The 25883-nt window shown below is 70.7% G+C and carries 19 protein-coding genes; 6 read left to right on the top strand and 13 right to left on the bottom strand.

Annotation, left to right across the window (positions count from 1 at the left end; all coding sequences use genetic code 11):
• Positions 1 to 87: 87 nt before the first annotated feature.
• The 3 genes from AB0I66_RS17560 to AB0I66_RS17550 all read right to left on the bottom strand — a co-directional run bounded on the left by AB0I66_RS17560 (position 88) and on the right by AB0I66_RS17550 (position 7229).
• Positions 88 to 1800, bottom strand: coding sequence for a protein kinase (locus AB0I66_RS17560; protein ID WP_363209372.1), 1713 nt, complete (start codon positions 1798 to 1800; stop codon positions 88 to 90).
• Between the two features lie 222 nt (positions 1801 to 2022).
• The gene (locus tag AB0I66_RS17555; protein WP_363208756.1) at positions 2023 to 4782 is read right to left on the bottom strand and encodes a protein kinase; all 2760 of its coding nucleotides are present in this window, start codon (positions 4780 to 4782) and stop codon (positions 2023 to 2025) included.
• Positions 4783 to 4931: 149 nt separating this feature from the next.
• A complete protein-coding gene (locus AB0I66_RS17550; protein WP_363208755.1) occupies positions 4932 to 7229 on the bottom strand; it encodes a protein kinase in 2298 nt (765 codons plus the stop codon).
• A gap of 135 nt (positions 7230 to 7364) precedes the next feature.
• Here AB0I66_RS17550 and AB0I66_RS17545 point away from each other — a divergent pair, with 135 nt between their 5' ends.
• On the top strand, positions 7365 to 8531 hold the full coding sequence (locus AB0I66_RS17545) for a serine hydrolase domain-containing protein (protein ID WP_363208754.1): 1167 nt from the start codon (positions 7365 to 7367) through the stop codon (positions 8529 to 8531).
• Here AB0I66_RS17545 and AB0I66_RS17540 read toward each other — a convergent pair.
• Positions 8528 to 10234 (bottom strand): glycerol-3-phosphate dehydrogenase/oxidase, encoded by a 1707-nt coding sequence (locus AB0I66_RS17540; protein WP_363208753.1) that lies wholly within the window; start codon positions 10232 to 10234, stop codon positions 8528 to 8530. The genes AB0I66_RS17545 and AB0I66_RS17540 overlap by 4 nt on opposite strands.
• A 250-nt stretch (positions 10235 to 10484) precedes the next feature.
• On the opposite strand from AB0I66_RS17540, the gene AB0I66_RS17535 reads away from it, so the two are divergent.
• Entirely contained in the window at positions 10485 to 11738 is a 1254-nt protein-coding gene (locus AB0I66_RS17535; RefSeq protein WP_363208752.1) for a nucleotide sugar dehydrogenase, read from the top strand.
• Positions 11739 to 11804: 66 nt separating this feature from the next.
• Here the strand turns inward: AB0I66_RS17535 and AB0I66_RS17530 are convergent, their stop codons facing one another.
• The 4 genes from AB0I66_RS17530 to AB0I66_RS17515 all read right to left on the bottom strand — a co-directional run bounded on the left by AB0I66_RS17530 (position 11805) and on the right by AB0I66_RS17515 (position 16210).
• Positions 11805 to 12929, bottom strand: a complete 1125-nt coding sequence (locus tag AB0I66_RS17530; protein ID WP_363208751.1) for a GuaB3 family IMP dehydrogenase-related protein — start codon at positions 12927 to 12929, stop codon at positions 11805 to 11807.
• Positions 12930 to 13089: 160 nt separating this feature from the next.
• On the bottom strand, positions 13090 to 14604 hold the full coding sequence (guaB, locus tag AB0I66_RS17525; protein WP_363208750.1) for an IMP dehydrogenase: 1515 nt from the start codon (positions 14602 to 14604) through the stop codon (positions 13090 to 13092).
• Between the two features lie 152 nt (positions 14605 to 14756).
• Entirely contained in the window at positions 14757 to 15332 is a 576-nt protein-coding gene (locus AB0I66_RS17520) for a sigma-70 family RNA polymerase sigma factor (protein ID WP_363208749.1), read from the bottom strand.
• A 266-nt stretch (positions 15333 to 15598) separates the two neighbouring features.
• Positions 15599 to 16210 (bottom strand): response regulator transcription factor, encoded by a 612-nt coding sequence (locus tag AB0I66_RS17515; RefSeq protein ID WP_003948568.1) that lies wholly within the window; start codon positions 16208 to 16210, stop codon positions 15599 to 15601.
• 389 nt (positions 16211 to 16599) lie between these two features.
• On the opposite strand from AB0I66_RS17515, the gene AB0I66_RS17510 reads away from it, so the two are divergent.
• Positions 16600 to 16944: a WhiB family transcriptional regulator gene (locus AB0I66_RS17510; RefSeq protein WP_363208748.1), complete on the top strand. Its 345-nt coding sequence runs from the start codon at positions 16600 to 16602 to the stop codon at positions 16942 to 16944.
• Between the two features lie 23 nt (positions 16945 to 16967).
• Here AB0I66_RS17510 and AB0I66_RS17505 read toward each other — a convergent pair whose 3' ends face one another.
• Positions 16968 to 17864 (bottom strand): LysR family transcriptional regulator, encoded by an 897-nt coding sequence (locus AB0I66_RS17505; RefSeq protein ID WP_363208747.1) that lies wholly within the window; start codon positions 17862 to 17864, stop codon positions 16968 to 16970.
• 79 nt (positions 17865 to 17943) lie between these two features.
• Between AB0I66_RS17505 and AB0I66_RS17500 the strand changes: the two genes are divergently transcribed.
• Entirely contained in the window at positions 17944 to 18621 is a 678-nt protein-coding gene (locus tag AB0I66_RS17500; protein ID WP_363208746.1) for an MOSC domain-containing protein, read from the top strand.
• Positions 18622 to 18654: 33 nt separating this feature from the next.
• Positions 18655 to 19428, top strand: coding sequence for an SDR family oxidoreductase (locus AB0I66_RS17495; protein ID WP_363208745.1), 774 nt, complete (start codon positions 18655 to 18657; stop codon positions 19426 to 19428).
• Positions 19429 to 19586: 158 nt separating this feature from the next.
• Here the strand turns inward: AB0I66_RS17495 and groL are convergent, their stop codons facing one another.
• The 3 genes from groL to AB0I66_RS17480 all read right to left on the bottom strand — a co-directional run bounded on the left by groL (position 19587) and on the right by AB0I66_RS17480 (position 23076).
• Positions 19587 to 21212, bottom strand: a complete 1626-nt coding sequence (gene groL, locus AB0I66_RS17490; protein ID WP_363208744.1) for a chaperonin GroEL — start codon at positions 21210 to 21212, stop codon at positions 19587 to 19589.
• 121 nt (positions 21213 to 21333) lie between these two features.
• Positions 21334 to 21642 (bottom strand): co-chaperone GroES, encoded by a 309-nt coding sequence (gene groES / locus AB0I66_RS17485; RefSeq protein ID WP_006347174.1) that lies wholly within the window; start codon positions 21640 to 21642, stop codon positions 21334 to 21336.
• Positions 21643 to 22116: 474 nt separating this feature from the next.
• Complete coding sequence (locus tag AB0I66_RS17480) at positions 22117 to 23076, bottom strand: polysaccharide deacetylase family protein (RefSeq protein ID WP_363208743.1); 960 nt, start codon at positions 23074 to 23076, stop codon at positions 22117 to 22119.
• Between the two features lie 82 nt (positions 23077 to 23158).
• Here AB0I66_RS17480 and AB0I66_RS17475 point away from each other — a divergent pair, with 82 nt between their 5' ends.
• Positions 23159 to 24409 carry a methyltransferase domain-containing protein gene (locus AB0I66_RS17475; RefSeq protein WP_363209371.1) on the top strand — a complete coding sequence of 417 codons (1251 nt, stop codon included), beginning with the start codon at positions 23159 to 23161 and terminating at the stop codon, positions 24407 to 24409.
• 97 nt (positions 24410 to 24506) lie between these two features.
• On the opposite strand, the gene AB0I66_RS17470 is transcribed toward AB0I66_RS17475, so the two are convergent.
• A complete protein-coding gene (locus tag AB0I66_RS17470; RefSeq protein ID WP_363209370.1) occupies positions 24507 to 25733 on the bottom strand; it encodes a sigma-70 family RNA polymerase sigma factor in 1227 nt (408 codons plus the stop codon).
• Between the last annotated feature and the right edge of the window lie 150 nt (positions 25734 to 25883).

Here is a 25883-nt window from a genome sequence, read left to right as displayed (position 1 = left end):
ACACGTGTGCGGTCGGACCCTGTGGGCCTGCGGGGCGGACTGGTTCCGGCCGCTTGTCCCAGTCGTCCCGGTCACGGGCGACCGCATTCAGCTCTCCCGCCAGCCCCGGAGCATCGCGTCGAACTGCTGGCGCGCCTTGCTCCAGTCTTCTGCGGGGGACGACATGTAAATCACGTACTCGACGCCGTCACGGCTGAGATACGCCTGTTCGATTGCCCGGCGCGGGCCCGCCGTCGTGTCGTTGGCGCCCGCCGTCCAGCTGAACTCCCAGAGGGCGCCCGGACGGTCGCGGAAGGTGTTCGAATCCAGTTGGAGCCGCTTGTAGCGGGGGAGCTTGACCCGCAGGTTCTTCTCCAGGTCCACCTGGTGCGTGTAGGGGCTCTCCCACGTCGAGTTGCGGTCGATGGCGATGCGCACGAAGTGGCGGCCGTGGTCGGGCGTGTAGTCGATCTGGGTGCCGTCGGCCTCGCGCTCCCAGCCCTTGGGCAACATCATGCTGAAGCCCTCGGCGTCCTTCACGCGGTGCCAGTCCGCGGGAATGCCGCCGACGGTCTTGCCCTCCCCGCCGCCGGCGGACTGCCGCGTACCGCCGTCGTCGCCGTCCGCGTAGTACAGGTAGCCCGCGGTTCCGCCGCCGAGCAGCGCGACCGCCGTGGCCGCCGCGACGATCATGGGCGCCTTGCGGCGCTTCGGGGGGTGGGTGGACGGGGGCTGGTGGGAGTTGTGGACGACGGTGCCGGAGGAGAGGGAGGAACCTGCGGTGTCCCCGTAGCCGTGGCGGTAGCCGTCGCCGCTCCCGTATCCGTTGCTGTTCCCGTAGCCGCTCCCGCCGGGGACGGTGCCGGGCTCCACGGAGCGGTGGCCGAACTGCGGGGTGTGGGCCTGCGGCTGTGGGTGGGCCGGGGTCTGTGGGTGGTTCCGCGGCTGCGGCTGCTGGGACGTGGCGTGGACCTGCGTCGGTACGTACGCCTGTGCCGCGCTCGGCTGTCGTCCCTCCGCCGCCTCGGCCAGCATCAACTCGGCGGCCTCCGCGGTCGGCCGCGTGTCCGGGTCCTTGCGCAGGAGCGCGCCGATGACCGTGGCGAGCGCGCCCGCGTGCTCGGCCGGCGCCGGCTCCTCCGTGACCACGGCCTGCATGGTGCCCAGCGGAGACGTGCGCCGGAACGGGGAGTTCCCCTCGACCGCCGTGTAAAGGGTCGCCCCGAGCGCCCACAGGTCGGACGCGGGCCCGGGGTTGGCCCCGCTGACGCGCTCGGGCGCCAGATAGTCGACGGAGCCGACGACCTCGCCGGTCCGCGTGATGGTCGTGTCGCCCTCGATCGCGGCGATCCCGAAGTCGGTGAGCAGGATGCGCCCGTCGTCCGCCAGGAGTACGTTGCCGGGCTTGACGTCGCGGTGCAGGACCCCGGCGGCGTGCGCGGCGCGCAGGGCCTTCAGGGTCCACAGGCCGATGCGGGCGGCCTCACCGGGCTCGATGCGGCCCTGCTCCTTGACGGCGTCGGCGAGCGAACAGCCCTCGACCAGCTCCATGACGATCCAGGGCCGGTCGTCGTACTCGAGGACGTCGTGGACGGTGACGACCGCGGGATGGTTGATCCGGGCGGCGGCCCGCGCCTCCGCGTGCGTACGGGCGAAGAGGATCGCGCGGTCGGCCTCGGCCACGAACTGCGCGGCCGTCAGTTCCTTGACGGCGACGGTCCGGTGCAGCACCTCGTCCTGTGCGCGCCACACCCGTCCCATGCCACCGCGGCCGATGGACTCTCCGAGCCGGTAGCGGCCCGCGAGGAGCAGGCCCTGCATCTGATTCACGATCCCCCGCAATGGTTCTGACATGGCACAGATTAGGGAGCGGTCGGCGTACGTGGAACCTCCGGGGGTGCCCGGAGACCTCACTGTGACGCGCGACGCAACGACGCCGGGCTGCTTCCGCAGCCGATCAACACCGCGAATAGCGGTCAGGAACAGTCAAACACCGTGCAAGAAGTGAAACATGATGACTAGAGAGCCGTGGCTGATGACCGCTCAGGAATCTGTGACCTGGTAGGTCGACGAGGCCTGTTCGTAGAGCCGGTCCACCTCATCCCGCTCGGACTCGGGCCCGCGGATCTGCACGACGTGGTACTTCCCGCCGACGATCATCGCCAGATTGCGTACGAAGACTTCGCCGCCGCCCGGCCCCTGCCAGGTGAACTGCCCCTCGCCCATGACCCGTCCGCCCACGTCGATCCTGCGCATCCCGGAGGATTCCGCCCAGGTCGAGTCTCGGAAAGGCTGCAGCTCGCGCTCGTGTTCGCGCTGGTACTTCATGGGGTCGCTGCCGTACTCGTCCGTGCCGTCCCGCCCCGGCACGACGATCAGTTCGAAGTCGCCCTTCGTGTAGACGACCTGCCCCCGCCCGTTCTTGGGCTGCCGGTCCCAGCCGCTGGCGACGGCTATGCGGAAGCCCTCGGTGTCCTTGCGCAGCGTGAAGCCCTGCGGCACCTCGGGCCCGCTGGTCTGCGGCTTCTGCGAGCTGGGGCTCTTCTCCGGTTTCCCGCTCGGCTCATCGGACTTGCCCTCCTCGCTCGGCCGGGTGCCGGAACTGCTGCCGGGGTCGGGCGCCTGACTGGTGCCGGGGTCCCCTGCGGAGCCCGCGCGCTCGCTGCCCTCGTTCTCCTTCGACTTGGGCATGAAGACCATGGCGTACGCGATCGCCGCGGCGAGGCCGACCAGGATGAGCAGGACTAAGAGGCGCCCCAGGGAACGCGGTCGCCCTGATCCGTTCCGCTTGGGTCTGGGCGCCGGGGCCGCCCTCTCGGGCGTGGGCATGGCGGCCGTCCGCCTGGGCATGGCCTCGGCGGCTGCCGGTGGCCTGGCTTCACGCCCTCGCTTGTGTTTGTGCTTGCGTCGGCCGTTCTGCCGGGAGTTCGGGGTGGCGGCGGGCGCGGCCGCGCGCCGCTTCTTACGGCGTACGAGATCACCGCGGCGGCGTACGACAGGCAGCCGCCGGGCGTCGAACGGTGGCGCGGGCACGACGTTCGCACCGGCTTCCGGCTCGGGCGCCGAGCGCACCAGCGACCGCAGCCAGCCGCTCAGTTCCTCGATGTCGAGGCGCTCGGTGGGGTCCTGACGCAGCAAGGACTCGACGACGGGCCGCAGGGCACCGCACTCCTCCGCGAAGGCGGGCGGCTCCGCACACACCAACTGGACGAGTTCGAAGGTGCTTTCCTCCGGGTAGGGCGCGTGACCCTGCACGGCCCGGAACAACAGTGCGCCGAGGGCCCAGAGGTCGGTGGCGGGCCCGATGGGCGGGGCGAGCTGCCAGTTCTCGTGCACGGGGCCGGCCTGCTCGGGCGCCCAGCGCTCGGTCACGCCTCCGACCACGGTCATCCGCGCGTGCCGGGCTCGCTCCGCGGCAAGCGCGGTGGCGGGACCACGCCGGGCCCCACTCCGCTCGGCGACGAGGGCGTCCCAGTAACTGTGTCCGGATGATGCGGAGGTGGCGGGGGGCTTGGGGGAGGAGGGCTTGGGGGCGGTGGTCTCGGGGGTCGGGGCCCCTGCGGGGGCCGGAACCGCGTGACCGGTGGTGGCTCCCATCCGGCCACGGCCGGGCCCGCCCTCGCCGGACCGCGCGCCGCCCGGCTCCGGTGCTTCGCCCCTGTACGGCTCCTCGGGGCGGTAACCCCCGGCGGAGCCTCCGGCACGCTCGACGCCCCTGCCCGCGGCGGGAGTCGTGGCCCCAGGGCCGCCGCCCCTCGGCACCGCTCCGTGCCACGGCTTCGTACCCGCGACGCCGTACGGGTCCAGGATTCGCCCGGCGGCCCCGGGCTCGGCCTCGCCGCCCCTGCCGTGCGGTCCGTCGCCGCTCCTCGGCCCAGGCAACTCAGAGCTCCGGCGCCCCTCGTCCTCGCTCACCCGCGCCGCGGCACGCGCCCCGGCGCGATACGCGGCTATGGCGCTGGTGCGTGCCGACCGCGCGCCGCCTCCGGGTTCCTGGGCGGGGGCCGGAGCCGGGCCCGCCTCGATCGCGGCCTGCCCTCGCGAGGGGTCGGGGTCATCGGGCTCGGGCCCACCACGGGCCTCAGCACCGACACCCGGCCCGGCACCGGCACCCGCACCCGCACCCGCACCCGCACCCGCAGCGTCCCCGCCCTCGAACCCCGCGAGGAACTCCTCAGGCCGAGGGTCGTACCCGCACAGTGCCTCTTCCGCCGCGCCCGCCGCGAGGCCCGTGAGGACCACTCGGCCGTCTTCGCAGACCAGGACCGTGCGCGCGGTGATGTTCCGATGGACCCAGCCGTGCGCGTGCAGCACCCGCAGCGCCGTCACGACGTCCGACGCGACCTCCGCCGCTCGGAAGGGACTCAGCGGCTGGTCCGCGAGCAGCGCGGCCAGCGGCCTCGCCGCCACCAACTCGCTGACTATCCACAGCGAACCGCCCTCGGCGAACACGTCGAAGACCTGGTCGAGCCGCGGATGGTCGGGGATCTGCGCTGCCGCCTGCGCCGCCTCTATCGCGCGGCGCACCGCGGGATCCGACGGCCGACGCGTCGTACGCGCCGACGGTCGCCGTACCGCCCCCGCGCTCACGAACCCGGCCGGAAGCTCCCCTTCAGGGAGGTCGCGCTCGTCGAGCTCAAGCACTTCCGCGTCGACGACCTCGGGCAACGGGACCTGCCTGACCAGGACTTCCTGCCCGCTGTACGTGTCAAAGGCCCGTGTCTCGGCGAGTTCGTACTCATCCGCGGGAGGCAAAGGGAGGCGATAGCGGTCGGCGAGTACCCGCCCCGCGTATTCGTCCACGACGCCTCCCCCGACCGCCCGGTGGTCAATTCCGTTCGCCTTACGTTCTGTTGCGGCTGCGTACCGTCCTCAAGCACTCACGATACGTGCCGGAGGCAAGCCGCATTGAGGGGATGCGAGATCTCACCGGCACGTTCCGCCGAGTCCGGCTACTTCTTCGGCTCGAACGTCTTCGCGAAGGTCCGCCACGTGTCCTTGCGCTCGTCGCTGTCCCACTTGGCTGCCTTGGCCGTGTACATGATTCCGTAGCCCTGGTGGTCGTTGACGACGGTGCCCCGGTCTATCGAGCGGTACTTCGTGCCGCCGTCGACGTACGTGAACTCCCAGTCGGCCGTGTTCCAGCCGCGGTAGTCGGCCTTCTCTATCCGGATCCGCTTGTACTGCGACCGGACCATGTACGACTCCTGCTTCTTCCAGTCGGCCACGGGGTCCGACTTGGGGGTCGGGGTCCAGCCGATCAGCAGCTTCTGCCCGTCCGGCCCGGTGAAGCGGGCGCCCGCGGCACTCGTGGACTGGTACTTCCAGCCCTTGGGCAGGCCCACCGAGAACCCCTGGGAGTGCTTGTACGTCGACTCGGCCGTGTCCCCCGGCTCCTTGCCGGAGTCGTCGCCGTCGCCCTCGCCCTCGCCCGGATCCTGGCTCTCGCCCTCACCGGGGCTCGCCCCGGCACCCGTGTCCGCGTCGCCCTTGCCCTTGCCCTTGCCCTCGTCGGCACCGTCGCCCTGCCCGGCGCCCTGGTCCTTCTCCTTTTCCTGCTCCTTCTCGCCGCTGCCCGCGGTCGCCCCGCTGGACGCGGCCTTGTCGCCGCCGTTCTTGCTGTCCCGCCCACCGCTCTCGTCCCCGTCGCTCAGCGCGAACGCGAGCACGGTTCCGAGCACCGCGAGCGCGAGGGCCAGGGAGAAGATCACGAGGGTGCGCCGGGGCACCACGTCGGTGAGCGAGGCCTTGGGAGGCGTCGCCCCGGAGCCGGAGCCGGAGCCGGAAGTCGCGGCCGGAGCGGAAGACGAAGCGGAAGCGGGATAGGCGGAGGTCTTCGCGGAATGGGAGCGAGCACCGGAGGCACCGGCGGCCGCTCCAGCACCAGCAGCCCCGGAACGCGAAGGCTTGCCCGCCGCCCCAGAAGCAGAGCCGGAGCGGGCCCCAGAGCCAGTACCGGAACCGGAACCGGAAGCAGAACCGGAACCGGAGTCAGCAGGCGAACCCGAAGAAGCAGAACCGGAAGCAGCCGCCCCAGTCCCAGCACCCGTGCCCGCACCCGCTCCCGTTCCCGCACCCCGCGTGGTAGCCGCAGCCGCAGCCTTCCGCACCGACCGGAGCGCACCCTTCAGCCGCTCGCCGGCCTCCGCGCCCGTCCGACCGGAGTCCCCAGCGGACCCAGCGGCTCCGGAAGCCCCAGAGCCCCCGGAAGTCTCAGCCGTACCCGCCGAACCCGCCGAACCCGCCGTACCAGAAGCCCCGCCAACCCCGGCAGCACCTACGCCACCGGAGCTTGCCTTGCCCTTGCCGAACCGCTTCGTCATCCCGAACGCCGGCGGCACCGGAGGCAACGGCACGACCTTCGTCGCGTCCACCGGCTCCGGCTCGTCCTTGACCTCCGGCGCGTGGATCACGTCGAGCAGGAGCGCCCGCGCACCCGCGTCGTCGAGCCGCTGCTCGGGGTCCTTGGCGAGCAGGCCGTAGATGACCTTCTCCAACGGCCCGGCGTTCGTCGGCTGTTCGACGTCCTCGGTCATGACCGCGGTGAGGGTCGCGATGGCCGACCCCTTGTCGTACGGAGGCACGCCTTCGACGGCCGCGTACAGCAGACCGCCGAGCGACCACAGGTCGGCGGCCGGACCGGGCTTGTGCCCGCGCGCCCGCTCCGGCGAGATGTACGAGGGCGCGCCGACGAGCATGCCGGTCGACGTGATCGACGGGTCGCCCTCGACCTGCGCGATGCCGAAGTCCGTGAGAACGACCCGCCCGTCCTCGGCGATCAGCACGTTCGACGGCTTCACGTCACGGTGCAGGATGCCCTCGCGGTGCGCGGACCGCAGTACGTCGAGCACGGCGAGCCCGACCTCGGCCGCGCGCTTCGGCGTGAGCAGCCCGTCCTCGCGGATGGCCTCGGCGAGGGACTTGCCCTCGACCAGCTCCATCACGATCCACGGCCGGTCGTCCTCGTCGACCACGTCGTACACGGTCACCGCACTGGTGTTGCGGATCCGCGCGATCGCCTTGGCCTCACGCAACGTACGCGTGATGAGCCGGCGCTTCTCGTCCTCGTCGATGCTCGACGGGAAACGCAGTTCCTTCACCGCGACCGTACGACCGAGTGTCTCGTCCTTGGCGCGCCAGACGGTTCCCATTCCGCCGCGGCCGAGCACTTCTCCCAGCCGGTAGCGCCCGGAGAGGAGACGTTCGCTCTTGTCCTGACGGGACTGACCCGTCTTCTCCGCGTCCGACATGCGTCCCCTCTGCTGCTACCGCTGCTACCCGCGCAACCCGCCCTGACAGAGCCTCCATTGTCCCTTACTCAAGGACTGGTCAACGCCCAGGGTCCGACGTCCCTCATGATGGGCTCCGCACAAGGAGGGACCGCCATGCCCAATACACGGACACTGCTGGCCATACCCCTTGTGGTGACCCTCATCTGCCTGGCTTCCGCCAGTGCGCCACCGGCCGCGAAACCGGCCACGGACGCCACTCTTCCGTTGCTCGTCACCCGAGGCAAGGCCCCCGCCGCCGCTCTGTTGGCCCGCGAGGCCCCATGGTCAACGACCGTGCCGGGAGCCCCTGATCTCCCACCGGACCGGCAGGCGACCCAACGGCCCCTCTGGCACTTCGCCCACGTCAACCGGCCTACAGCCGACAAAAGCGACGGCGACGCCACTGGCATCCGCCGCGCCGAACACTTCCGCGCGGGCAGCATCACCAAGACGTTCATCGCGACGGTCATCCTTCAACTCGCCGCCGAGCACCGTCTGTCCTTGTCCGACCCCGTGAAACGTCATCTGCCCGGTCTCGTCCGCGGCAATGATCTCGACGGGCGCGCGCCCACCCTGCGCGCGCTGCTCACCCACACCAGCGGCCTCGCGGACTACACCACCGGCCCCAGAGGCCTCGTCCCCCTCACTCCGACGCAAGCGGTCCGCACCGCCCTCGCCCTCCCGGCGACCACCCCCGGCCGCTGGTCGTACTCCAACACCAACTACGTCGTCCTCGGCATGGTGATCAAGCAGGTCACCGGCCGTTCGTACGCCGCTGAGACCGCGCGCCGGATCATCACCCCCCTTCGCCTGTCCGGCACTTCTTTCCCCGGCACCCGCACCACTCTCCCGTCCCCGCACGGCCGCGCGTACACGACCGGAGGCCGGGACGTCACCGCCCTCAACCCGGCCGTCGCGGGCGCCGCCGGGGAACTGATCTCCACGCTCCCCGACCTGAACCGCTTCTACGCGGCCCTGCTCGCCGGCCGGCTGCTCCCCGTGCCCCAGCTCCGCCAGATGCTCAACACCCGCGCCGCACAGGGCCACTACGGCATGGGCCTCTTTCCGGAGAAGCTGCCCTGCGGCACCACGGTCTGGGGCCACAACGGCCGCATCAGCGGAAGCTACGTGCGATCTGCCGCCACTCTCGGCGGCGACCGCGTCCTCACGTTCCGGGTCAACACGGACCGGCTGGCCGACCCGGCTCTCGAACGGACACTTCTGGCAGCCGAGTTCTGCCCGCGCCAGAGCGTCGCGACGGCTGCCCCTGGAGCGCCCTAGAGCGGCACGATGTCCGGCGCCCCCAGCCTCGCCGCGTCCGCCGTCAGGTCGTCCGGCTGCCGCTGCGACTCCCGCTCCGCCTCCACCCGCTTCTCGTAGTGCTGGACCTCCCGCTCCACCTGGTCCTTGTCCCAGCCGAGGACCGGCGCCATCAGCTCCGCGCACGCCCGCGCGCTGCGCGTGCCCCGGTCGAACGTCTCGATCGAGATGCGCGTGCGCCGGGTCAGCACGTCATCCAGGTGCCGCGCTCCCTCGTGCGACGCGGCATAGACGATCTCGGCGCGCAGATAGTCGTCCGCGGCGGGCAGCGGCTCGCCCAGAGTGGGGTCGGCCGTGACGAGGGCGAGGACCTCTTCGGCCAGTGAGCCGTATCGGTTCAACAGATGCTCCACCCGGACCACATGAAGCCCCGTCCGGGCCGCGATCCTGGCGCGCGCGTTCCACAGCGCCTTGTACCCCTCGGCGCCGACCAGCGGGACGTCCTCGGTGACACAGTCGGCGACCCGCTGGTCGAGGCCGTGCACCGCCTCGTCCACGGCGTCCTTCGCCATGACGCGGTACGTCGTGTACTTGCCGCCCGCGATGACCACGAGGCCCGGTGCCGGATGCGCCACCGTGTGCTCGCGCGACAGCTTGCTCGTGGCGTCCGACTCACCGGCGAGCAGCGGCCGGAGCCCCGCGTACACCCCTTGGACGTCGTCCCGTGAAAGGGGCACCCCGAGCACCGAGTTCACGTGTTCGAGGAGATAGTCGATGTCGGCGCTGGACGCCGCGGGGTGCGCCTTGTCCAGATCCCAGTCGGTGTCGGTCGTCCCCACGATCCAGTGCCGTCCCCACGGGATGACGAAGAGGACGCTCTTCTCCGTCCGCAGGATGAGCCCGGTCGTCGAGTTGATCCGGTCCTTGGGTACGACCAGATGGATGCCCTTGGAGGCCCGGACGTGGAACTGTCCCCGCTCCCCGACCATCGCCTGGGTGTCGTCCGTCCACACCCCGGTGGCGTTGACCACTTGCTTGGCCCGGACCTCGTACTCCCCGCCGCCCTCGACGTCCTCGACCTTGGCCCCGACGACGCGCTCGCCCTCGCGCAGGAAGCCCGTGACCCGCGCGCGGTTGGCGACCTTGGCGCCGTACGCCGCCGCCGTGCGCACGAGGGTCGCCACATAGCGCGCGTCGTCCATCTGCGCGTCGTAGTACTGCATGGCCCCCGTCAGCGCGTCCTTCTTCAGGCATGGGGCGACGCGCAGGGCGTGACGCCGGGTCAGGTGGCGGTGCATGGGCAGGCCTCGGCCGTGTCCTCGGGACATCGACATGGCGTCGTACAACGCGACGCCCGATCCGGCGTAGATCCGCTCCCAGCCCTTGTGCTGCAAGGGATACAGGAACGGCACCGGCTTCACGAGGTGGGGGGCGAGCCGCTCGAGGAGCAGGCCGCGCTCCTTCAGCGCCTCACGCACCAGCGCGAAGTCGAGCATCTCCAGATAGCGCAGGCCGCCGTGGATCAGCTTGCTCGACCGGCTCGACGTGCCCGAGGCCCAGTCCCGCGCCTCGACGAGGCCGGTGGACAAGCCGCGGGTCACGGCGTCGAGCGCGGTGCCCGCACCGACCACTCCCGCACCCACGACCAGGACATCCAGCTCCCGCTCGGCCATTCCCGCAAGTGACTCGGCACGCTCCGCCGGTCCCAAGGTCGCTGTCCTCACCGCTGCCTCCCGTTTGCTGTCGGGTGTGGTCGCGCTCACATCATGCCCAGATTCTGGCCGGGTCCGCTGAGTTCGGTTGGTGCCTGTGGACAACCCGCGGGCAACCCGCGGCCAACACTCCGACGCCCGGCACAGCGCAATGCCGCATAACGGTCATATTTACTCCTAGTCTGACATTGCGCTGGTCCACCTTGTCCACAGGGCTTGCGCGCTCGTCCCGCTCCGGCTATTGGGAGGACGGCCCACCGCCATGCCCGCAGATCTCGCCGTCATCGGTCTCGGCCACCTCGGCCTGCCCCTCGCCCAGGCCGCCGTCTCCGGCGGCATCGCCACCATCGGCTACGACCCCGCCCGCGCCGTCGACCTGGCGAGCGGCCGCCTGCCCTGCGACGGCGCCGAGGGAACCCTCACGGCCGCCGACGTCCGCCGGATGCTCTCGGGAGGTTTCAGGCCCACCACCGATCCGGTCGAGCTGGGCCGGGTCCGCACCGCGGTCATCTGCGCCCCCACCCCTCCGGCGGCCGACCGCAGCCTCGACCTGAGCCAGGTGGCCGAAGCCGCCCGCGCCCTGGCCGCGCGGCTGCGCCCGCACACCACGGTGATCCTTGAGTCACCCGCTTACCCCGGAACCACGGAGGAATTCCTGCGCCCCATCCTCGAGGAGGGCTCAGGCCTGCGCGCGGGCCGCGACTTCCACCTCGCGCACTCCCCCGGCCGCCTCGACCCGGGCAACCGCACCCACGGCTACGCCGGCACCCCCAAGGTCATCGGCGGCCTCACCCCGGCCTGCACCGAATCGGCCGCCGCCTTCTACGGCCGCCTCACCGACAAGGTCGTACGCGCGCGTGGCCCACGTGAGGCCGAGACGGTGCACCTCCTGGAGACCAACTACCGGCACGTGAACATGGCCCTCGTCAACGAGATGGCCGTGCTCTGCCACGACCTGAGCATCGACCTCTGGGACGTCATCCGCTGCGCCGAGACCAAGCCCTTCGGCTTCCAGGCCTTCCGCCCGGGACCCGGCGTCGGCGGCCACGGCGTCCCCCTGGACATCCCCGGCCCCGGCCGCGGCGCCCACCCCCTGCGCATGGTCGAACTGGCCCAGCAGGTCAACGACCGCATGCCCCGGTACGTGATCCAACGCTCGGCGACCCTGCTGAACGAACACGGCAAGTCGGCCCGCGGCGCCCGCGTCCTGCTTCTCGGCGTCACCTACAAGCCCGACCTCGCCGACCAGCAGGGCTCCCCCGCCCAGGAGGTCGCCACCCGCCTGATGGAGATGGGCGCCGCCGTCAGCTACCACGACCCCTACGTGCCCAGCTGGAGCGTGCTCGGCCACCCCGTCCCCCGCGCGGACTCCCTCTACGAGGCGGCGGCCGACGCCGATCTCACGATCCTGCTCCAGCACCACCGCACGTACGACCTGCAAGGTCTCGCCGTGAAGGCCCAGCTGCTCCTCGACACCCGCGGCGCGACCCCGGCAGGCGCGGCCCACCGTCTCTGAGGGCGACAGGACAGACAAGAAGGGCCCCGGTACGCGTACCGGGGCCCTTCTTTAAGAAACAGTCGATCAGCGGCTGTGCTGCGAGTCCGCGACCGTCACCTCGACGCGCTGGAACTCCTTGAGCTCGCTGTAGCCCGTCGTCGCCATCGCCCGGCGCAGCGCCCCGAAGAAGTTCATCGAGCCGTCCGGGATGTGCGAGGGACCGGTGAGAATCTCCTCCGTCGTGCCGACCACACCGAGGTCGACGCGCTTGCCGCGCGGCACGTCCTCGTGGACGGCCTCCATGCCCCAGTGGTGGCCCTTGCCGGGCGCGTCCGTGGCGCGCGCCAGCGGGGAGCCCACCATCACCGAGTCGGCGCCGCAGGCGATGGCCTTGGGCAGGTCGCCGGACCAGCCCACGCCGCCGTCGGCGATGACGTGCACGTACCGGCCGCCGGACTCGTCCATGTAGTCACGGCGGGCGGCCGCGACGTCCGCGACGGCGGTGGCCATCGGCACCTGGATGCCCAGGACGTTGCGCGTGGTGTGCGCGGCGCCGCCGCCGAAGCCGACGAGGACACCGGCCGCGCCCGTGCGCATCAGGTGCAGCGCGGCGGTGTACGTGGCGCAGCCGCCGACGATCACCGGGACGTCGAGCTCGTAGATGAACTGCTTCAGGTTGAGCGGCTCGGCGGCGCCGGAGACGTGCTCGGCCGAGACGGTCGTCCCGCGGATGACGAAGATGTCGACACCGGCGTCCACGACGGCCTTGGAGAACTCGGCGGTGCGCTGCGGGGAGAGCGCGGCGGCGGTGACCACGCCCGAGTCGCGCACCTCCTTGATGCGCTGCCCGATCAGGTCGGCCTGGATGGGGGCGGAGTAGATCTCCTGAAGGCGCCGGGTGGCGTTGTCGGTGTCCAGCTCCGCGATCTCGTCGAGCAGCGGCTGCGGGTCCTCGTACCGCGTCCACAGGCCTTCGAGGTTCAGTACGCCCAGACCACCCAGCTCGCCGATGCGGATCGCGGTCTGCGGGGAGACAACCGAGTCCATCGGCGCCGCCAGGAAGGGCAGCTCGAAGCGGTAGGCGTCGATCTGCCAGGCGATCGAGACCTCCTTCGGGTCGCGGGTACGACGGCTCGGCACGACGGCGATGTCGTCGAAGGCGTACGCGCGGCGGCCGCGCTTGCCGCGCCCGATCTCGATCTCAGTCACGTGGGTGGCCCTTCAGCTTTCTTCGGTACTTCGCACTTCTTCGGCACTTCGGCACTCGGTCTGCCGCTCCAGTATCCCCGACGCGCGCAAAGGGGGCGGCCCCGGGAATCGGGACCGCCCCCACGCGCGCGTGCGCGGCGAAAACGGATCAGCGAACAGGTCAGCGCTTGTTCGCGTAGTTCGGCGCCTCGACCGTCATCTGGATGTCGTGCGGGTGGCTCTCCTTGAGACCTGCCGACGTGATGCGCACGAAGCGGCCCTTGGTCTCCATCTCGTCGATGGACGCGGCGCCCACATAGCCCATCGTCTGGCGAAGGCCGCCGACGAGCTGGTGCAGCACGTTGGCCAGCGGGCCGCGGTAGGGCACCTGACCCTCGATGCCCTCGGGAACGAGCTTGTCGTCCGAGGCCACCTCGGCCTGGAAGTAGCGGTCCTTGGAGTACGAGCGGCCCTGCCCACGGGACTGCATCGCCCCGAGGGAACCCATGCCGCGGTACGACTTGAACTGCTTGCCGTTGATGAACATGAGCTCGCCGGGAGACTCCTCACAGCCGGCGAGCAGGCTGCCCAGCATCACCGTGTCGGCTCCGGCGGCGAGCGCCTTGCCGATGTCACCGGAGTACTGCAGACCGCCGTCGCCGATGACCGGGACGCCGGCCGCGCGGGCGGCGAGCGCCGCCTCGTAGATCGCGGTGACCTGCGGGACGCCGATACCGGCGACCACACGCGTGGTGCAGATGGAGCCGGGGCCCACACCGACCTTGACACCGTCGACACCGGCGTCGACCAGGGCCTGGGCGCCGTCACGCGTCGCGACGTTGCCGCCGATGACGTCGACGCCGACGCTGGACTTGATCTTCGCCATCCAGCTCAGCGCGTTGCTGTTGTGCCCGTGCGAGGTGTCGACGATGAGGAAGTCCACACCCGCCCCGGCCAGCGCCTGCGCCCGCTCGAGGGCCTCGGGGCTGGCGCCGACCGCGGCACCCACGAGGAGGCGGCCCTCGGCGTCCTTGGCCGCGTTCGGGTACTGCTCGGCCTTCTTGAAGTCCTTGACGGTGATGAGGCCCTTGAGCACCCCGGCCCCGTCGACCAGCGGAAGCTTTTCGATCTTGTGGCGGCGCAGCAGCTCCATGGCGTCCACGCCATTGATGCCGACCTGGCCCGTGACCAGCGGCATCGGCGTCATGACCTCGCGCACCTGACGGCTGCGGTCGTTCTCGAAGGCCATGTCGCGGTTGGTGACGATGCCGAGCAGCTTGCCCGCCGGGTCGGTCACCGGGACGCCGCTGATGCGGAACTTCGCGCACAGCGCGTCCGCCTCGGCCAGCGTCGCGTCCGGGTGCACCGTGATCGGGTCGGTGACCATGCCGGACTCGGAACGCTTCACGAGGTCGACCTGGTTGACCTGGTCCTCGATGGACAGGTTGCGGTGCAGCACGCCCACGCCGCCCTGCCGCGCCATGGCGATGGCCATGCGGGCCTCGGTGACCTTGTCCATGGCCGCCGAGAGCAGCGGGATGTTCACACGCACATTGCGGGAGATGCGGGACGAGGTGTCGACCGCGTTCGGCAGCACTTCCGACGCGCCGGGCAGCAGCAGCACGTCGTCGTAGGTCAGCCCGAGCGTCGCGAATTTATCGGGTACCCCCGTCGAAGAACCGCCGTTTGCAGTCATGACACCTTCCCCAAATGGCCTTGATCGGTGCGGATGTCCATGCTAACGGGAACGAAGGGTGTCTCATTCCACGATCAAGATCATCGATCAGGTTTGTACGTTCATACGTCATGAACGGACGCCGAAGCCGCTCACCGAGCGACCGGTGATCGTTACTGCTCGGCCAGTGCCCGCAACCGGCTCAACGCGCGATGCTGCGCGACCCGCACGGCACCCGGGGACATGCCGAGCATCTGTCCGGTCTCCTCGGCCGTGAGACCGACCGCGATCCTCAGGAGCAACAGCTCGCGCTGGTTCTCCGGAAGGTTCGCCATGAGCTTCTTGGCCCATGCGGCGTCGCTGCTGAGCAGCGCGCGCTCCTCGGGGCCGAGGGAGTCGTCGGGCCGCTCGGGCATCTCGTCCGACGGCACCGCGGTGGATCCGGGATGGCGCATCGCGGCGCGCTGCAGGTCGGCGACCTTGTGGGCGGCGATGGCGAAGACGAAGGCCTCGAAGGGGCGCCCCGTGTCCTTGTACCGCGGCAGCGCGAGGAGGACCGCGACGCACACTTCCTGCGCCAGGTCCTCCACGAAGTGCCGTGCGTCTCCGGGCAGTCGGGAGAGTCTGGTGCGGCAGTACCTCAGCGCCAGGGGGTGCACATGAGCCAGCAGATCGTGCGTCGCCTGCTCGTCACCCTCGACCGCGCGAAGGACGAGGGCACCGATCACCGTCGTCTTGTCATCGCGCATCGGTCCATGGTGCCTTGGCGCCGATTGATCCGTGGCACCACGTCCGTAGTTGTGCACCGAAGCGTTATGAGCAGGTGCGCCGGAACTCATCTCGTGCGCCCTCCCCTCCCGCTCGACCGACCTGTCCCCGAGGAACTCCACACCTCAAGGATGCGGCATCGGCGGCGAAGCAACGGCAACCGCTCCCGCGAGGGGGAGCGACGGGCGTCCGTCACCCCGCCCACCACACGGCGGGCGGGGATCGCCGTGCCCGCACGGCGGCACACCTATCGGACCAGGCCCCAGCGGAAACCGAGCGCCACGGCGTGCGCGCGGTCCGAGGCGCCGAGCTTCTTGAACAACCGCCTGGCGTGGGTCTTGACCGTGTCCTCGGAGAGAAAAAGCTCACGTCCGATCTCGGCGTTGGACCGGCCGTGGCTCATGCCCTCGAGCACCTGGATCTCACGCGCGGTGAGGGTGGGCGCGGCGCCCATCTCGGCCGAACGCAGTCTGCGCGGAGCCAGCCGCCACGTCGGGTCGGCGAGCGCCTGGGTGACGGTCGCGCGCAGCTCGGCGCGCGAGGCGTCCTTGTGGAGATAGCCGCGGGCACCGGCGGCGACCGCGAGCGCGACGCCGTCCAGGTCCTCGGCCACGGTGAGCATGATGATGCGCGCACCGGGGTCGGCGGACAGCAGCCGCCGGACCGTCTCCACGCCGCCCAGACCGGGCATGCGTACGTCCATCAGAATCAGGTCCGAGCGGTCGGCGCCCCAGCGGCGGAGGACTTCCTCGCCGTTGGCCGCCGTCGTCACACGCTCGACGCCGGGCACGGTCGCAACCGCGCGGCGGAGCGCCTCTCGGGCAAGCGGGGAGTCGTCGCAGACGAGGACGGATGTCATGACTGTCCTCCGCGGCTCTCACAGCTGCTGCGCGTCACCTTGAGCCTCCAGGCTGGTACATATTCGTCACCTGTGCGGTTGACGCTCTCGGACATCTGCCCGAGCGCTTGTTCTTTCAACCGCCTCGCACTCTCAACGACGGTCACCCGAAAGAGTTACGGGGCGGTCAGCCACGTTCGGCACTCTACGTGAGGGCGCGGACACAGAGCAGACAGCGCAAGAGACCCTCAACCTTTCATCACAACCCATGCCCCATTTAGCCCTCTTCCTTCCCTTTTACTGGTGTCTGTGGCTAGATTTTCCAATGAGTCATATTTTCATCTCCTTAGACAGTAGATGTACGGTCGTGGGCACCGTATCCGCGCAGAACGGCTACCAGGAGACAAGCAATGGCAGATTTCTCCCGCCTTCCCGGACCGAACGCTGATCTCTGGGACTGGCAGCTCCTCGCGGCCTGCCGCGGGGTCGACAGCTCGCTCTTCTTCCACCCCGAGGGCGAGCGGGGCGCGGCACGCAGCGCGCGTGAGAACTCCGCCAAGGAGGTCTGCATGAGGTGCCCGGTACGCGCGGAGTGCGCTGCTCACGCCCTCGCGGTACGAGAGCCGTACGGCGTGTGGGGCGGGCTCACCGAGGACGAGCGCGAAGAGCTCATGGGCCGCGCGCGCAACCGTCTGGTCACCACTTCGGCGCCCTCGGCGTCGGCCTCGCACGGCGGCATGATCACGCACACCTGAAGGAACGTTTCTCCAGGAAACGCTCAGCGCTCAGCGGCGCGCGCGAGGTGGTCGAGCGTGGCCGCGACCGCCGGCACCTGCGCCAGATCCGGCAGGGTGAGCGCGACGATCTCGCGCTGGACGGCAGGCTCCACCGTCACTGTGCGTGCACCTTTGGGGCGAACGGACTCGATGGCCAGTTCGGGCAGCACCGCGACCCCAAGGCCCGCACCGACCAGGCCGATCACCGCCGGATAGTCGTCGGTCGCGAAATCGATCCGGGGCACGAAACCCGCCCCTTCGCAGACCTCGACCAGCTGCCTGCGACAGCGCGGACAGCCCGCGATCCACGGCTCGTCGGCCAGTTCCCCGATGGCGACCGACTCGGCCTTGGCGAGCCGGTGCCCCTCGGGCACGAGGCCGACGAGCCGGTCGGCGAGCAGGGGGCGTACGACCAGGTCGTCCCACTCCTCGGCGGCGGACGCGCCCTCGTAGCGGAAGGCGAGCGCCACGTCGCAGTCGCCCTCGCGCAGCATCTCGACCGAGCGCGGCGGTTCGGCCTCCACGAGCGAGACCCGAGTGCCGGGGTGGGCGGCGCGCAGGGCGGCCAGCGCGCTCGGCACCAGCGTCGAGCTGCCGCTGGGGAAGGAGACGAGGCGGACGCGGCCCGCACGCAGGCCCGCGATCGCGGCGACCTCCTCCTCGGCGGCCGTCAGGCCCGCCAGGATTCCGGTGGCATGCCGGACCAGGGCCTCGCCCGCCTGGGTCAGGCGCATCTCACGACCGGTGCGGATCAGCAGTGTCGTGCCCGCGGAGGCTTCCAGCGCCTTCATCTGCTGGCTCACGGCGGGCTGGGTGCAGCCGAGCTCGCGCGCGGCGGCGGAGAAGGAGCCGCTGAGGGCGACCGCACGCAGGACACGGAGATGACGGGCCTCGATCATGGATCAAGCATAAGTGACGCTTGGGGTGATCGCCCAATAATGCTTCGACGCTTTGGGCGAGCTCGCCTAGCCTTCCGTCATGAAGCTTCTTTCCATGAATCTGGGCCGGTTCAAGGCCGTGGACTACACCGACGCACCCTCGGGCGGCACCGGCATCGACAAACAGCCCGCCGAAGGGGCCGTACGGGTGACGGCGCCCGGCCCCAAGGGCGCCGGCGGGAGCGGCCTCGCCGGGGACGAGGTCTGCGACACGCGGCACCACGGCGGCGACCACCAGGCGGTGTACGCCTACGCGCGCGAGGACCTCGACGCGTGGGAACAACTGCTCGGCCGGGCGCTGCCCCATGGCTCCTTCGGCGAGAACCTCACGACGTCCGGCCTCGACGTGAGCGGCGCGAAGGTCGGCGAACGCTGGCGCGTCGGGCCCGAGTTGCTCCTGGAGGTGACGTCGGGCCGCATCCCCTGCCAGACGTTCCAGGGACACCTCGGCGAGACCAAGTGGGTCAAGCGCTTCACGCAGCGGGGCCTTCCCGGCGCCTATCTGCGAGTGATCGAACCGGGTGAGATCCGCGGCGGGGACCCGATCGACGTCGTGCACCGGCCGGAGCACGACATCACCGTCGCCCTCCAGTTCAGGGCGGCGATGACGGAGAAGCACCTGCTGCCGGGGCTGCTCGCCGCCGGTGAGGCGCTGCATCCCGAGGTGATCGAGGCGGCTCGTAAGTACGTGGACAAGTACGGTTCACCGACGCCGTGATCGGCGGCCTTCGGATCTCACTAGCCTTGGTCCATGACTACGGCTCTGATTACGGGATCGACCGCCGGTATCGGCGCGGCCTTCGCCCGGCGGCTCGCCGGTGACGGCCACAACCTGGTCCTGGTGGCACGGAACACCGAGCGACTGCGGGAACAGGCGACCGAACTGCACGACCGGCACGGCATCGAGGCGGAGGTGCTCACCGCGGACCTCGCGACCGACGACGGGATCGCCGCCGTCGAAAAGCGCCTCGCGGACCGCAGGAACGCGGTCGACCTCCTGGTGAACAACGCCGGGTTCGGCAACAAGGGCCAGTACCTGGAAGTGCCGATGGCGGACGAGCTGACGATGCTCAAGGTGCACTGCGAGGCGGTGCTCCGGCTGACGTCGGCGGCGACGGAGGCGATGCGGGAGCGGGGACGCGGGGGTGTCGTCAACGTCGCCTCGGTGGCCGCGTTCGTGCCGCGCGGGACGTACGGCGCCTCGAAGGCGTGGGTCGTGCAGTTCACCCAGGGTGCGGCGAAGGACCTGGCCGGTTCCGGGGTACGGCTGATGGCCCTGTGCCCCGGCTTCGTACGGACGGAGTTCCACGAGCGCGCCGGGATGGGGACGTCGAACATCCCCAAGTGGATGTGGCTCGACGCGGACAAGCTGGTCGCGGCAGGTCTCTCCGACCTGGCGCGCGGCAAGACCCTGTCCATCCCGGACCCCCGCTACAAGGCGCTGATGGGCGTGGTGAAGGTGACGCCGAGGGCGCTGCTGGGCGGGGTCACTTCGCGTACGGGACGGAAGTACGGCCCTCAGTAGAGGGCCCCGTAGGGGGCGCGGGGAACTGCGCGAGGACGGAGAGACGACCCGCGGTCGGCAACGGCGATAACCCGGCAGACGCGCATCCGTGAACGCACCGAGGCCCGGCGCCCCCAACCAGGGGGAACCGGGCCTCAGTTCAGCTCAGCGGCAGCGGGTCAGTGCGAGTGACCGTGACCGCCGTGGCCGGCGTCCGCCTCTTCCTCGGCCGGCTTCTCGACGACCAGGGTCTCGGTCGTGAGCAGCAGGGAGGCGATGGACGCGGCGTTCTCCAGCGCGGAGCGCGTGACCTTGACCGGGTCGATGACGCCGGCCTTGACCAGGTCGCCGTACTCACCGGTGGCGGCGTTGAAGCCGAAGCCCTTGTCGAGCTCGGCGACCTTCGAGGTGATGACGTAGCCCTCGAGGCCGGCGTTCTCGGCGATCCAGCGCAGCGGCTCGACGGCGGCGCGGCGGACGACCGCGACACCGGTGGCCTCGTCGCCGGTCTTGTCGAGGTTGCCCTCGAGGACCTTGACGGCGTGCACCAGAGCGGAGCCACCACCGGAGACGATGCCCTCCTCGACCGCGGCGCGGGTCGCGGAGATGGCGTCCTCCAGACGGTGCTTCTTCTCCTTGAGCTCCACCTCGGTGGCGGCGCCGACCTTGATGACGCACACGCCGCCGGCCAGCTTCGCGAGGCGCTCCTGGAGCTTCTCGCGGTCCCAGTCGGAGTCCGTGGCCTCGATCTCGGCCTTGATCTGGTTGACGCGACCCTCGACCTCGGAGGCGTTGCCGCCGCCGTCGACGACCGTGGTGTCGTCCTTGGTGATGGTCACGCGGCGGGCGGTGCCGAGCACGTCCAGGCCGACCTGGTCGAGCTTGAGGCCGACCTCTTCGGCGATGACGGTGCCGCCGGTGAGGGTGGCGAGGTCACCGAGCATGGCCTTGCGGCGGTCGCCGAAGCCGGGGGCCTTCACCGCGACGGCGTTGAAGGTGCCGCGGATCTTGTTCACGACCAGGGTCGACAGGGCCTCGCCCTCGACGTCCTCGGCGATGATCAGGAGCGGCTTCGAGGCGTTGGTCTGGATGACCTTCTCGAGCAGCGGCAGCAGGTCCTGGATGGACGAGATCTTGCCCTGGTGGATCAGGATGTACGGGTCGTCGAGGACGGCCTCCATACGCTCCTGGTCGGACACCATGTACGGGGACAGGTAGCCCTTGTCGAAGGCCATGCCCTCGGTGAAGTCCAGCTCCAGACCGAAGGTGTTGGACTCCTCGACGGTGATGACACCGTCCTTGCCGACCTTGTCCATCGCCTCGGCGATGAGCTCGCCGACCTGCGGGTCCTGGGCGGACAGACCGGCGACGGCCGCGATGTCGGCCTTGTCGTCGATCGGACGCGCGGTGGCGAGGAGCTCCGCGGAGACGGCCGCGACGGCGGCGTCGATGCCCTTCTTCAGGGCGGCCGGGGAGGCGCCGGCGGCTACGTTGCGCAGGCCTTCCTTGACCAGGGCCTGGGCGAGCACGGTCGCGGTGGTGGTGCCGTCACCCGCGATGTCGTTGGTCTTGGTCGCCACCTCCTTGACGAGCTGCGCGCCGAGGTTCTCGTACGGGTCCTCGACCTCGACCTCACGGGCGATGGTGACGCCGTCGTTGGTGATGGTGGGAGCGCCGAACTTCTTGTCGATGACGACGTTGCGGCCGCGGGGGCCGATCGTCACCTTGACCGTGTCGGCAAGCTTGTTGACGCCGCGCTCGAGGGCGCGACGGGCGTCCTCGTCGAACTTCAGGATCTTCGCCATGGGAGCGGTTCAGCCCTCTCGAAAAATCGGTTTCAAACGAACTGCGCCCCTCGCCGCCCGGCAATCAGCAGCGGGGTGACCAGGGGCGCAACTCAAAAGCAAAACTGGTGAAGCAGGTGAATTACTTCTCGACGATCGCGAGGACGTCGCGAGCCGAGAGGACGAGGTACTCGTCGCCGTTGTACTTCACCTCGGTGCCGCCGTACTTGCTGTACAGCACGACATCGCCGACCTTCACGTCGAGCGGCAGGCGCTCGCCGTTCTCGAAGCGGCCCGGGCCCACGGCGAGGACAGCACCCTCCTGGGGCTTCTCCTTCGCGGTGTCCGGAATGACCAGGCCAGAGGCCGTGGTCTGCTCGGCGTCGAGCGGCTGGACCACAATGCGGTCCTCGAGCGGCTTGATGGCAACCTTGGAGCTGGCGGTCGTCACGATCCGGTCTCCCCCTTCGGAGATCTACGGGGTTAACAGTCTGGGGTGGCGACCAGGTGGATCCGTCGTCGCGGGTGCCGGACCTGCCCGTCGCTGGTTGGCACTCTCCAGTGGTGAGTGCCAAGGCCGAGACTAGGACGACGATTAGCACTCGGTCAAGCGGACTGCTAATTCGCTGACGCGGGTCTTATCCCGACGGGGACGCCGAGGGGCCCCCGCGCCCCTCGGGGCAACGTTTCCTCACGTCGGGCGGTTCCGTCTCCGGGGCCGTGTGCCGCCCGGATTTCGGCGCGCCCGCGGGTGGGGCGCAGCTGGGCGACGCCCCCGGTTTACGCGGCGGGACCTTCTCCGCCGCCTTGCGGCCGAGGCGCTCGATCGGGTCCACCGACTGCGCGCACCCGGCGAGCAGTGCGGGCGCGAGCACGCCCGCCGCGACGGCCGCGGCGAAGCAGCGGCGCGCCCGCGCCCGCCCGGTCACAGGTAGTCCTCCAGCCTGGCCACCGCGTACCCCTTGTCGGTGACCGTCTTCATGACCTTGCGGACCATGTCGGGCATGCTGCCCTTCCAGTCCTCGCGCCCCCGGAAGTGCGTGAGGATGATGTCGCCGGGGTGCAGGTCCCGGTCCCACTCGCGCCACTCCATGTGGTCGGCGAAGGCCTCGGACGCCCACAGCGGCACGGCCTTGATCCCGCAGGACTTGGCGGCCCGCAGCGTGTCCGCGTTGTAGTTGCCGTACGGCGGGCGGAAGAGTTCGGGCCGCTTGCCGTAGCGCTTCTGGATGACGTTCTGCATGCCGCAGATCTCGCGGCGCTGGCCCTCGTACGAGAGCCCCGGCATGTAGCGGTGGTTGAGGGTGTGGTTGTTCAGGACGACACCGCGCGACTGCATCTTCTTGAAGTAGCCGTAGTCCTCCTTGACCAGGTAGTCGCTGAGGAACGCGGTGTACGGGATCTGCAGTTCGCTCATCATCTTGAGCAGCGCCGGGTCCTTCTCGGCGCCGTCGTCGATGGTCAGGAAGACGATCTTCTTCTTGGTCGGGATCGTCGTGAAGACGGGCGGCAGACTCGCCTGCCCCTTGACCTCGAACCCCTTGCGGGTGGTGATCTTCGGCTTCTTGGCCGGGGCTTGCGGCGCCGCCAGCGGGGTCTTCGCCAGGCCCCAGCGCTTCGCGGCGGCGGCGCGGGCGACCTGGGTGACACGGAGTTTGTGGGCGTAGGAGTCGAGGGCGCGGGCGGGCGGCGCGTCCAGGCGCTGCTGGCCGGGGGCGGGATTCGCTGCGCCGTCGGCGCCCGAGGCGCAGCCGGAGGCGATCGCGGCGACGACGAGCACGGCCACCCCGGCGCGCACCTGTCCCCTGACCCGACGCCGCGCCGGACCCCGTCCCCGGCTCTTCCACCGTGGGCCGAATTTGTCGTTTTGTCGTACTAGTTGCATGGCGCCGGATCTTTGCAGCTCACAGGCCCGCTGCCGGGCCGACACCGCCATCGGGCGCACACCATCCACCGACTGGCCCACAATGGGCCGGGTGAACGACCTCGACCGTGATCCGACTGCCCCGACCCCTCTGACCTCCTTCTCCGCGCTGCTCACCCCCGAAGGCCGGTCGCTGCTCGATCTCGACGAGGTGCGGGAGGCCGATCCCGCACGCGAGCTGGCCGTCGCGACGCGCCTGCGCCGCGAGCACCCGGCGGAACTGGTCACGGCGGTGCTCGCGCAGGCGCGGCTGCGGCGCCGTGCGGTGGCGAAGTTCGGGGCCGAGGACGCGAGCCGGATGTTCTTCACCCCGAACGGCGTCGAGCAGGCGACCCGTACGAGTGTGGCCGTGCACCGCGCCGAGAGCTTCAAGGCCCTCGGCGTACGGAGCGTGGCCGACCTCTGCTGCGGCATCGGCGGCGACGCCATCGCCCTCGCCCGGGCCGGGGTCGCCGTCCTCGCCGTCGACCGCGACCCGCTGACCTGCGCGGTGGCGCGCGCGAACGCGGACGCGCTCGGTCTCACCGACCTCATCGAGGTGCGCGAGGCCGATGTCACCGAGGTCGACACGACGGCGTACGACGCGGTCTTCGTCGACCCGGCACGGCGCGGCGGACGGGGCCGCATCTTCGACCCCGAGGCCTGCTCCCCGCCCCTCTCCTGGGCCATCGAGGCCGCCCGCAAGGCCCCGCACGCGGCGCTGAAGATCGCTCCCGGCATCCCGCACGAGGCGGTGCCCGCCGATGCCGCCGCGGAGTGGATCTCGGACGGCGGGGACGTCAAGGAGGCCGTGCTGTGGTTCGGCACGGAGGCCCCGTCCTCGCACCGCGCGACCCTGCTGCCCTCGGGCGCCTCCCTGTGGTCCTCGCTCGACGCGATGCTGCCGGATCCCGGCGTGCGGCCGGTGGGGCGCTATCTGTACGAGCCGGACGGCGCCGTCATCCGGGCGCATCTGGTGGCGGAGGTGGCCGCGCGGGTGGCGGGCGGCCTGATCGACGAGACCATCGCGTACGTCACCTCCGACGCCCTGCACGCGACGCCGTACGCGGTGGCGTACGAGATCACCGACCAGCTCCCCTTCGGCGTGAAGAAGCTGAAGGCGGTGCTGCGGGAGCGGGAGGTCGGCATCCTGACGGTGAAGAAGCGGGGTTCCGCGGTGGAGCCGGAGGAACTGCGCCGGAAGGTGAAGCCGCAGGGCAAGAACGCGGCGACGGTCTTCCTCACGCGGGTGGCGGGCGCGCCGGCGATGCTGATCGGGCAGCCGGTGGCTGCATTCAGCCCCTCCGGCGTTTGAGGAGAGGGGTCTGGGGCGGAGCCCCAGTTTCGGGAAGGGGTGCCCGCGCGCGGAGCGCGCTAATGGGTGGCAGCGGGGAGAGCCCCGCAGGGACCCCCTACCGGCATGCTTCCGCCCGCCCCAGCAACAACCCCCGCTCTCGCCCGTTCCGCGTGAGCCCCGCCGCCCGCTCGAACTCGACCCGCGCCTCCGCCGCACGCCCGAGCCGCAGCAGCAGGTCCCCCCGCACGCTCGGCAGCAAGTGGTAATCCTTCAGGGCGGGTTCCGCCGCAAGCGCGTCGACGAGCAGCAGCGCCTCCGCGGGCCCCGAGGCCATCGACACCGCCACCGCACGGTTCAGTTCGACCACCGGTGAGGGAGCCCGCGCGGCAAGCAGTTCATACAGGGCGACGATCTGAGGCCAGTCCGTCTCGTCATACGACGGCGCGTTGGCGTGGCAGGCGGCGATCGCGGCCTGGAGCTCGTAGGGACCGGGGCCGCCCGTCGACGCGGCCCGCGCGCGGGCGAGCGCGGCGAAGCCCCGCCGGATCAGCGGCCGGTTCCAGTGCCGCCGGTCCTGGTCCGCGAGGAGCACCGGCTCGCCCTTCGGCCCCGTACGCGCCGCCGAACGGGACGCCTGGAGCTCCAACAGCGCCGCCAGGCCGTGTACTTCGGGCTCCCGGGGCATGAGCCCCGCCAGCACGCGGGCTAGACGCAGGGCGTCCTCGCACAGGGAGGGCCGCAGCCAGTCGTCGCCCGCCGTGGCCGCGTACCCCTCGTTGAAGACGAGGTAGATGACTTCGAGCACCGACCCGAGCCTCGCCTCGCGCTCGGCCCCGTACGGCACCTCGAAGGGCACGCCCTTGGTCGCGAGGATGCGCTTCGCGCGCACGACGCGCTGGGCCACCGTCGCCTCGGGGACCAGCATCGCGCGGGCGATCTCCGCCGTCGTGAGGCCGCCGAGGAGACGCAGGGTGAGGGCGATGCGGGCCTCGGCGGAGAGCACCGGGTGGCAGGCGGTGAAGACGAGGCGCAGGAGGTCGTCGTCGATGTCGTCCGGGTCAACCGGCTCGTCGACGTGGGGCGGCGCCGCCTCCAGGTCGCGGCCCATCTCCGCCAGCTTGCGCGCGTAGCGCTCCCTGCGGCGTACGAGGTCGATGGCGCGGCGCTTGGCGGTGGTCGTCAGCCAGGCGCCCGGATTGTCGGGGACGCCGGTCCGCGGCCACTGTTCCAGGGCGGCGACCATCGCGTCCTGCGCCAGCTCCTCCGCGATGCCCACGTCGCGCACGATCCGGGCGACGCCGGCGATGAGGCGCGGGGACTCGATGCGGAAGACGGTCTCGATGGCGCGGTCAGGAGAGTCCGGACTAGAAGTGTCCGGGCGAGGAGAGTCCGGGCCAGGAGAGTCCGGGCGAGGGTGCTCTGAGGAGTGGGCCGTCACGGCCACCCATCAGAGCACCCCCGCGGCGGCACCGCAAAGGTCCGTCACCGGCCG

Origin of the sequence: Streptomyces sp. NPDC050439 (genome assembly GCF_040655335.1) — a bacterium.
Taxonomy (GTDB): domain Bacteria; phylum Actinomycetota; class Actinomycetes; order Streptomycetales; family Streptomycetaceae; genus Streptomyces.
The sequence above is the reverse complement of the archived record's forward strand: the minus strand, read 5'-3'. Positions and strand labels throughout refer to the sequence as shown.

What these genes read in the sequence shown, in the direction of transcription:
- AB0I66_RS17500 (WP_363208746.1), top strand. Translation starts at nt 17,944, where the DNA reads ATGAAGCTTCTTTCCATGAATCTGGGCCGGTTCAAGGCCGTGGACTAC.
- AB0I66_RS17505 (WP_363208747.1), bottom strand. Translation starts at nt 17,864, where the DNA reads ATGATCGAGGCCCGTCATCTCCGTGTCCTGCGTGCGGTCGCCCTCAGC.
- AB0I66_RS17535 (WP_363208752.1), top strand. Translation starts at nt 10,485, where the DNA reads ATGCCCGCAGATCTCGCCGTCATCGGTCTCGGCCACCTCGGCCTGCCC.
- AB0I66_RS17520 (WP_363208749.1), bottom strand. Translation starts at nt 15,332, where the DNA reads ATGCGCGATGACAAGACGACGGTGATCGGTGCCCTCGTCCTTCGCGCG.
- AB0I66_RS17480 (WP_363208743.1), bottom strand. Translation starts at nt 23,076, where the DNA reads ATGCAACTAGTACGACAAAACGACAAATTCGGCCCACGGTGGAAGAGC.
- groL (WP_363208744.1), bottom strand. Translation starts at nt 21,212, where the DNA reads ATGGCGAAGATCCTGAAGTTCGACGAGGACGCCCGTCGCGCCCTCGAG.
- AB0I66_RS17510 (WP_363208748.1), top strand. Translation starts at nt 16,600, where the DNA reads ATGGCAGATTTCTCCCGCCTTCCCGGACCGAACGCTGATCTCTGGGAC.
- AB0I66_RS17475 (WP_363209371.1), top strand. Translation starts at nt 23,159, where the DNA reads ATGGGCCGGGTGAACGACCTCGACCGTGATCCGACTGCCCCGACCCCT.
- AB0I66_RS17545 (WP_363208754.1), top strand. Translation starts at nt 7,365, where the DNA reads ATGCCCAATACACGGACACTGCTGGCCATACCCCTTGTGGTGACCCTC.
- AB0I66_RS17550 (WP_363208755.1), bottom strand. Translation starts at nt 7,229, where the DNA reads ATGTCGGACGCGGAGAAGACGGGTCAGTCCCGTCAGGACAAGAGCGAA.
- AB0I66_RS17560 (WP_363209372.1), bottom strand. Translation starts at nt 1,800, where the DNA reads ATGCAGGGCCTGCTCCTCGCGGGCCGCTACCGGCTCGGAGAGTCCATC.
- guaB (WP_363208750.1), bottom strand. Translation starts at nt 14,604, where the DNA reads ATGACTGCAAACGGCGGTTCTTCGACGGGGGTACCCGATAAATTCGCG.
- AB0I66_RS17515 (WP_003948568.1), bottom strand. Translation starts at nt 16,210, where the DNA reads ATGACATCCGTCCTCGTCTGCGACGACTCCCCGCTTGCCCGAGAGGCG.
- AB0I66_RS17495 (WP_363208745.1), top strand. Translation starts at nt 18,655, where the DNA reads ATGACTACGGCTCTGATTACGGGATCGACCGCCGGTATCGGCGCGGCC.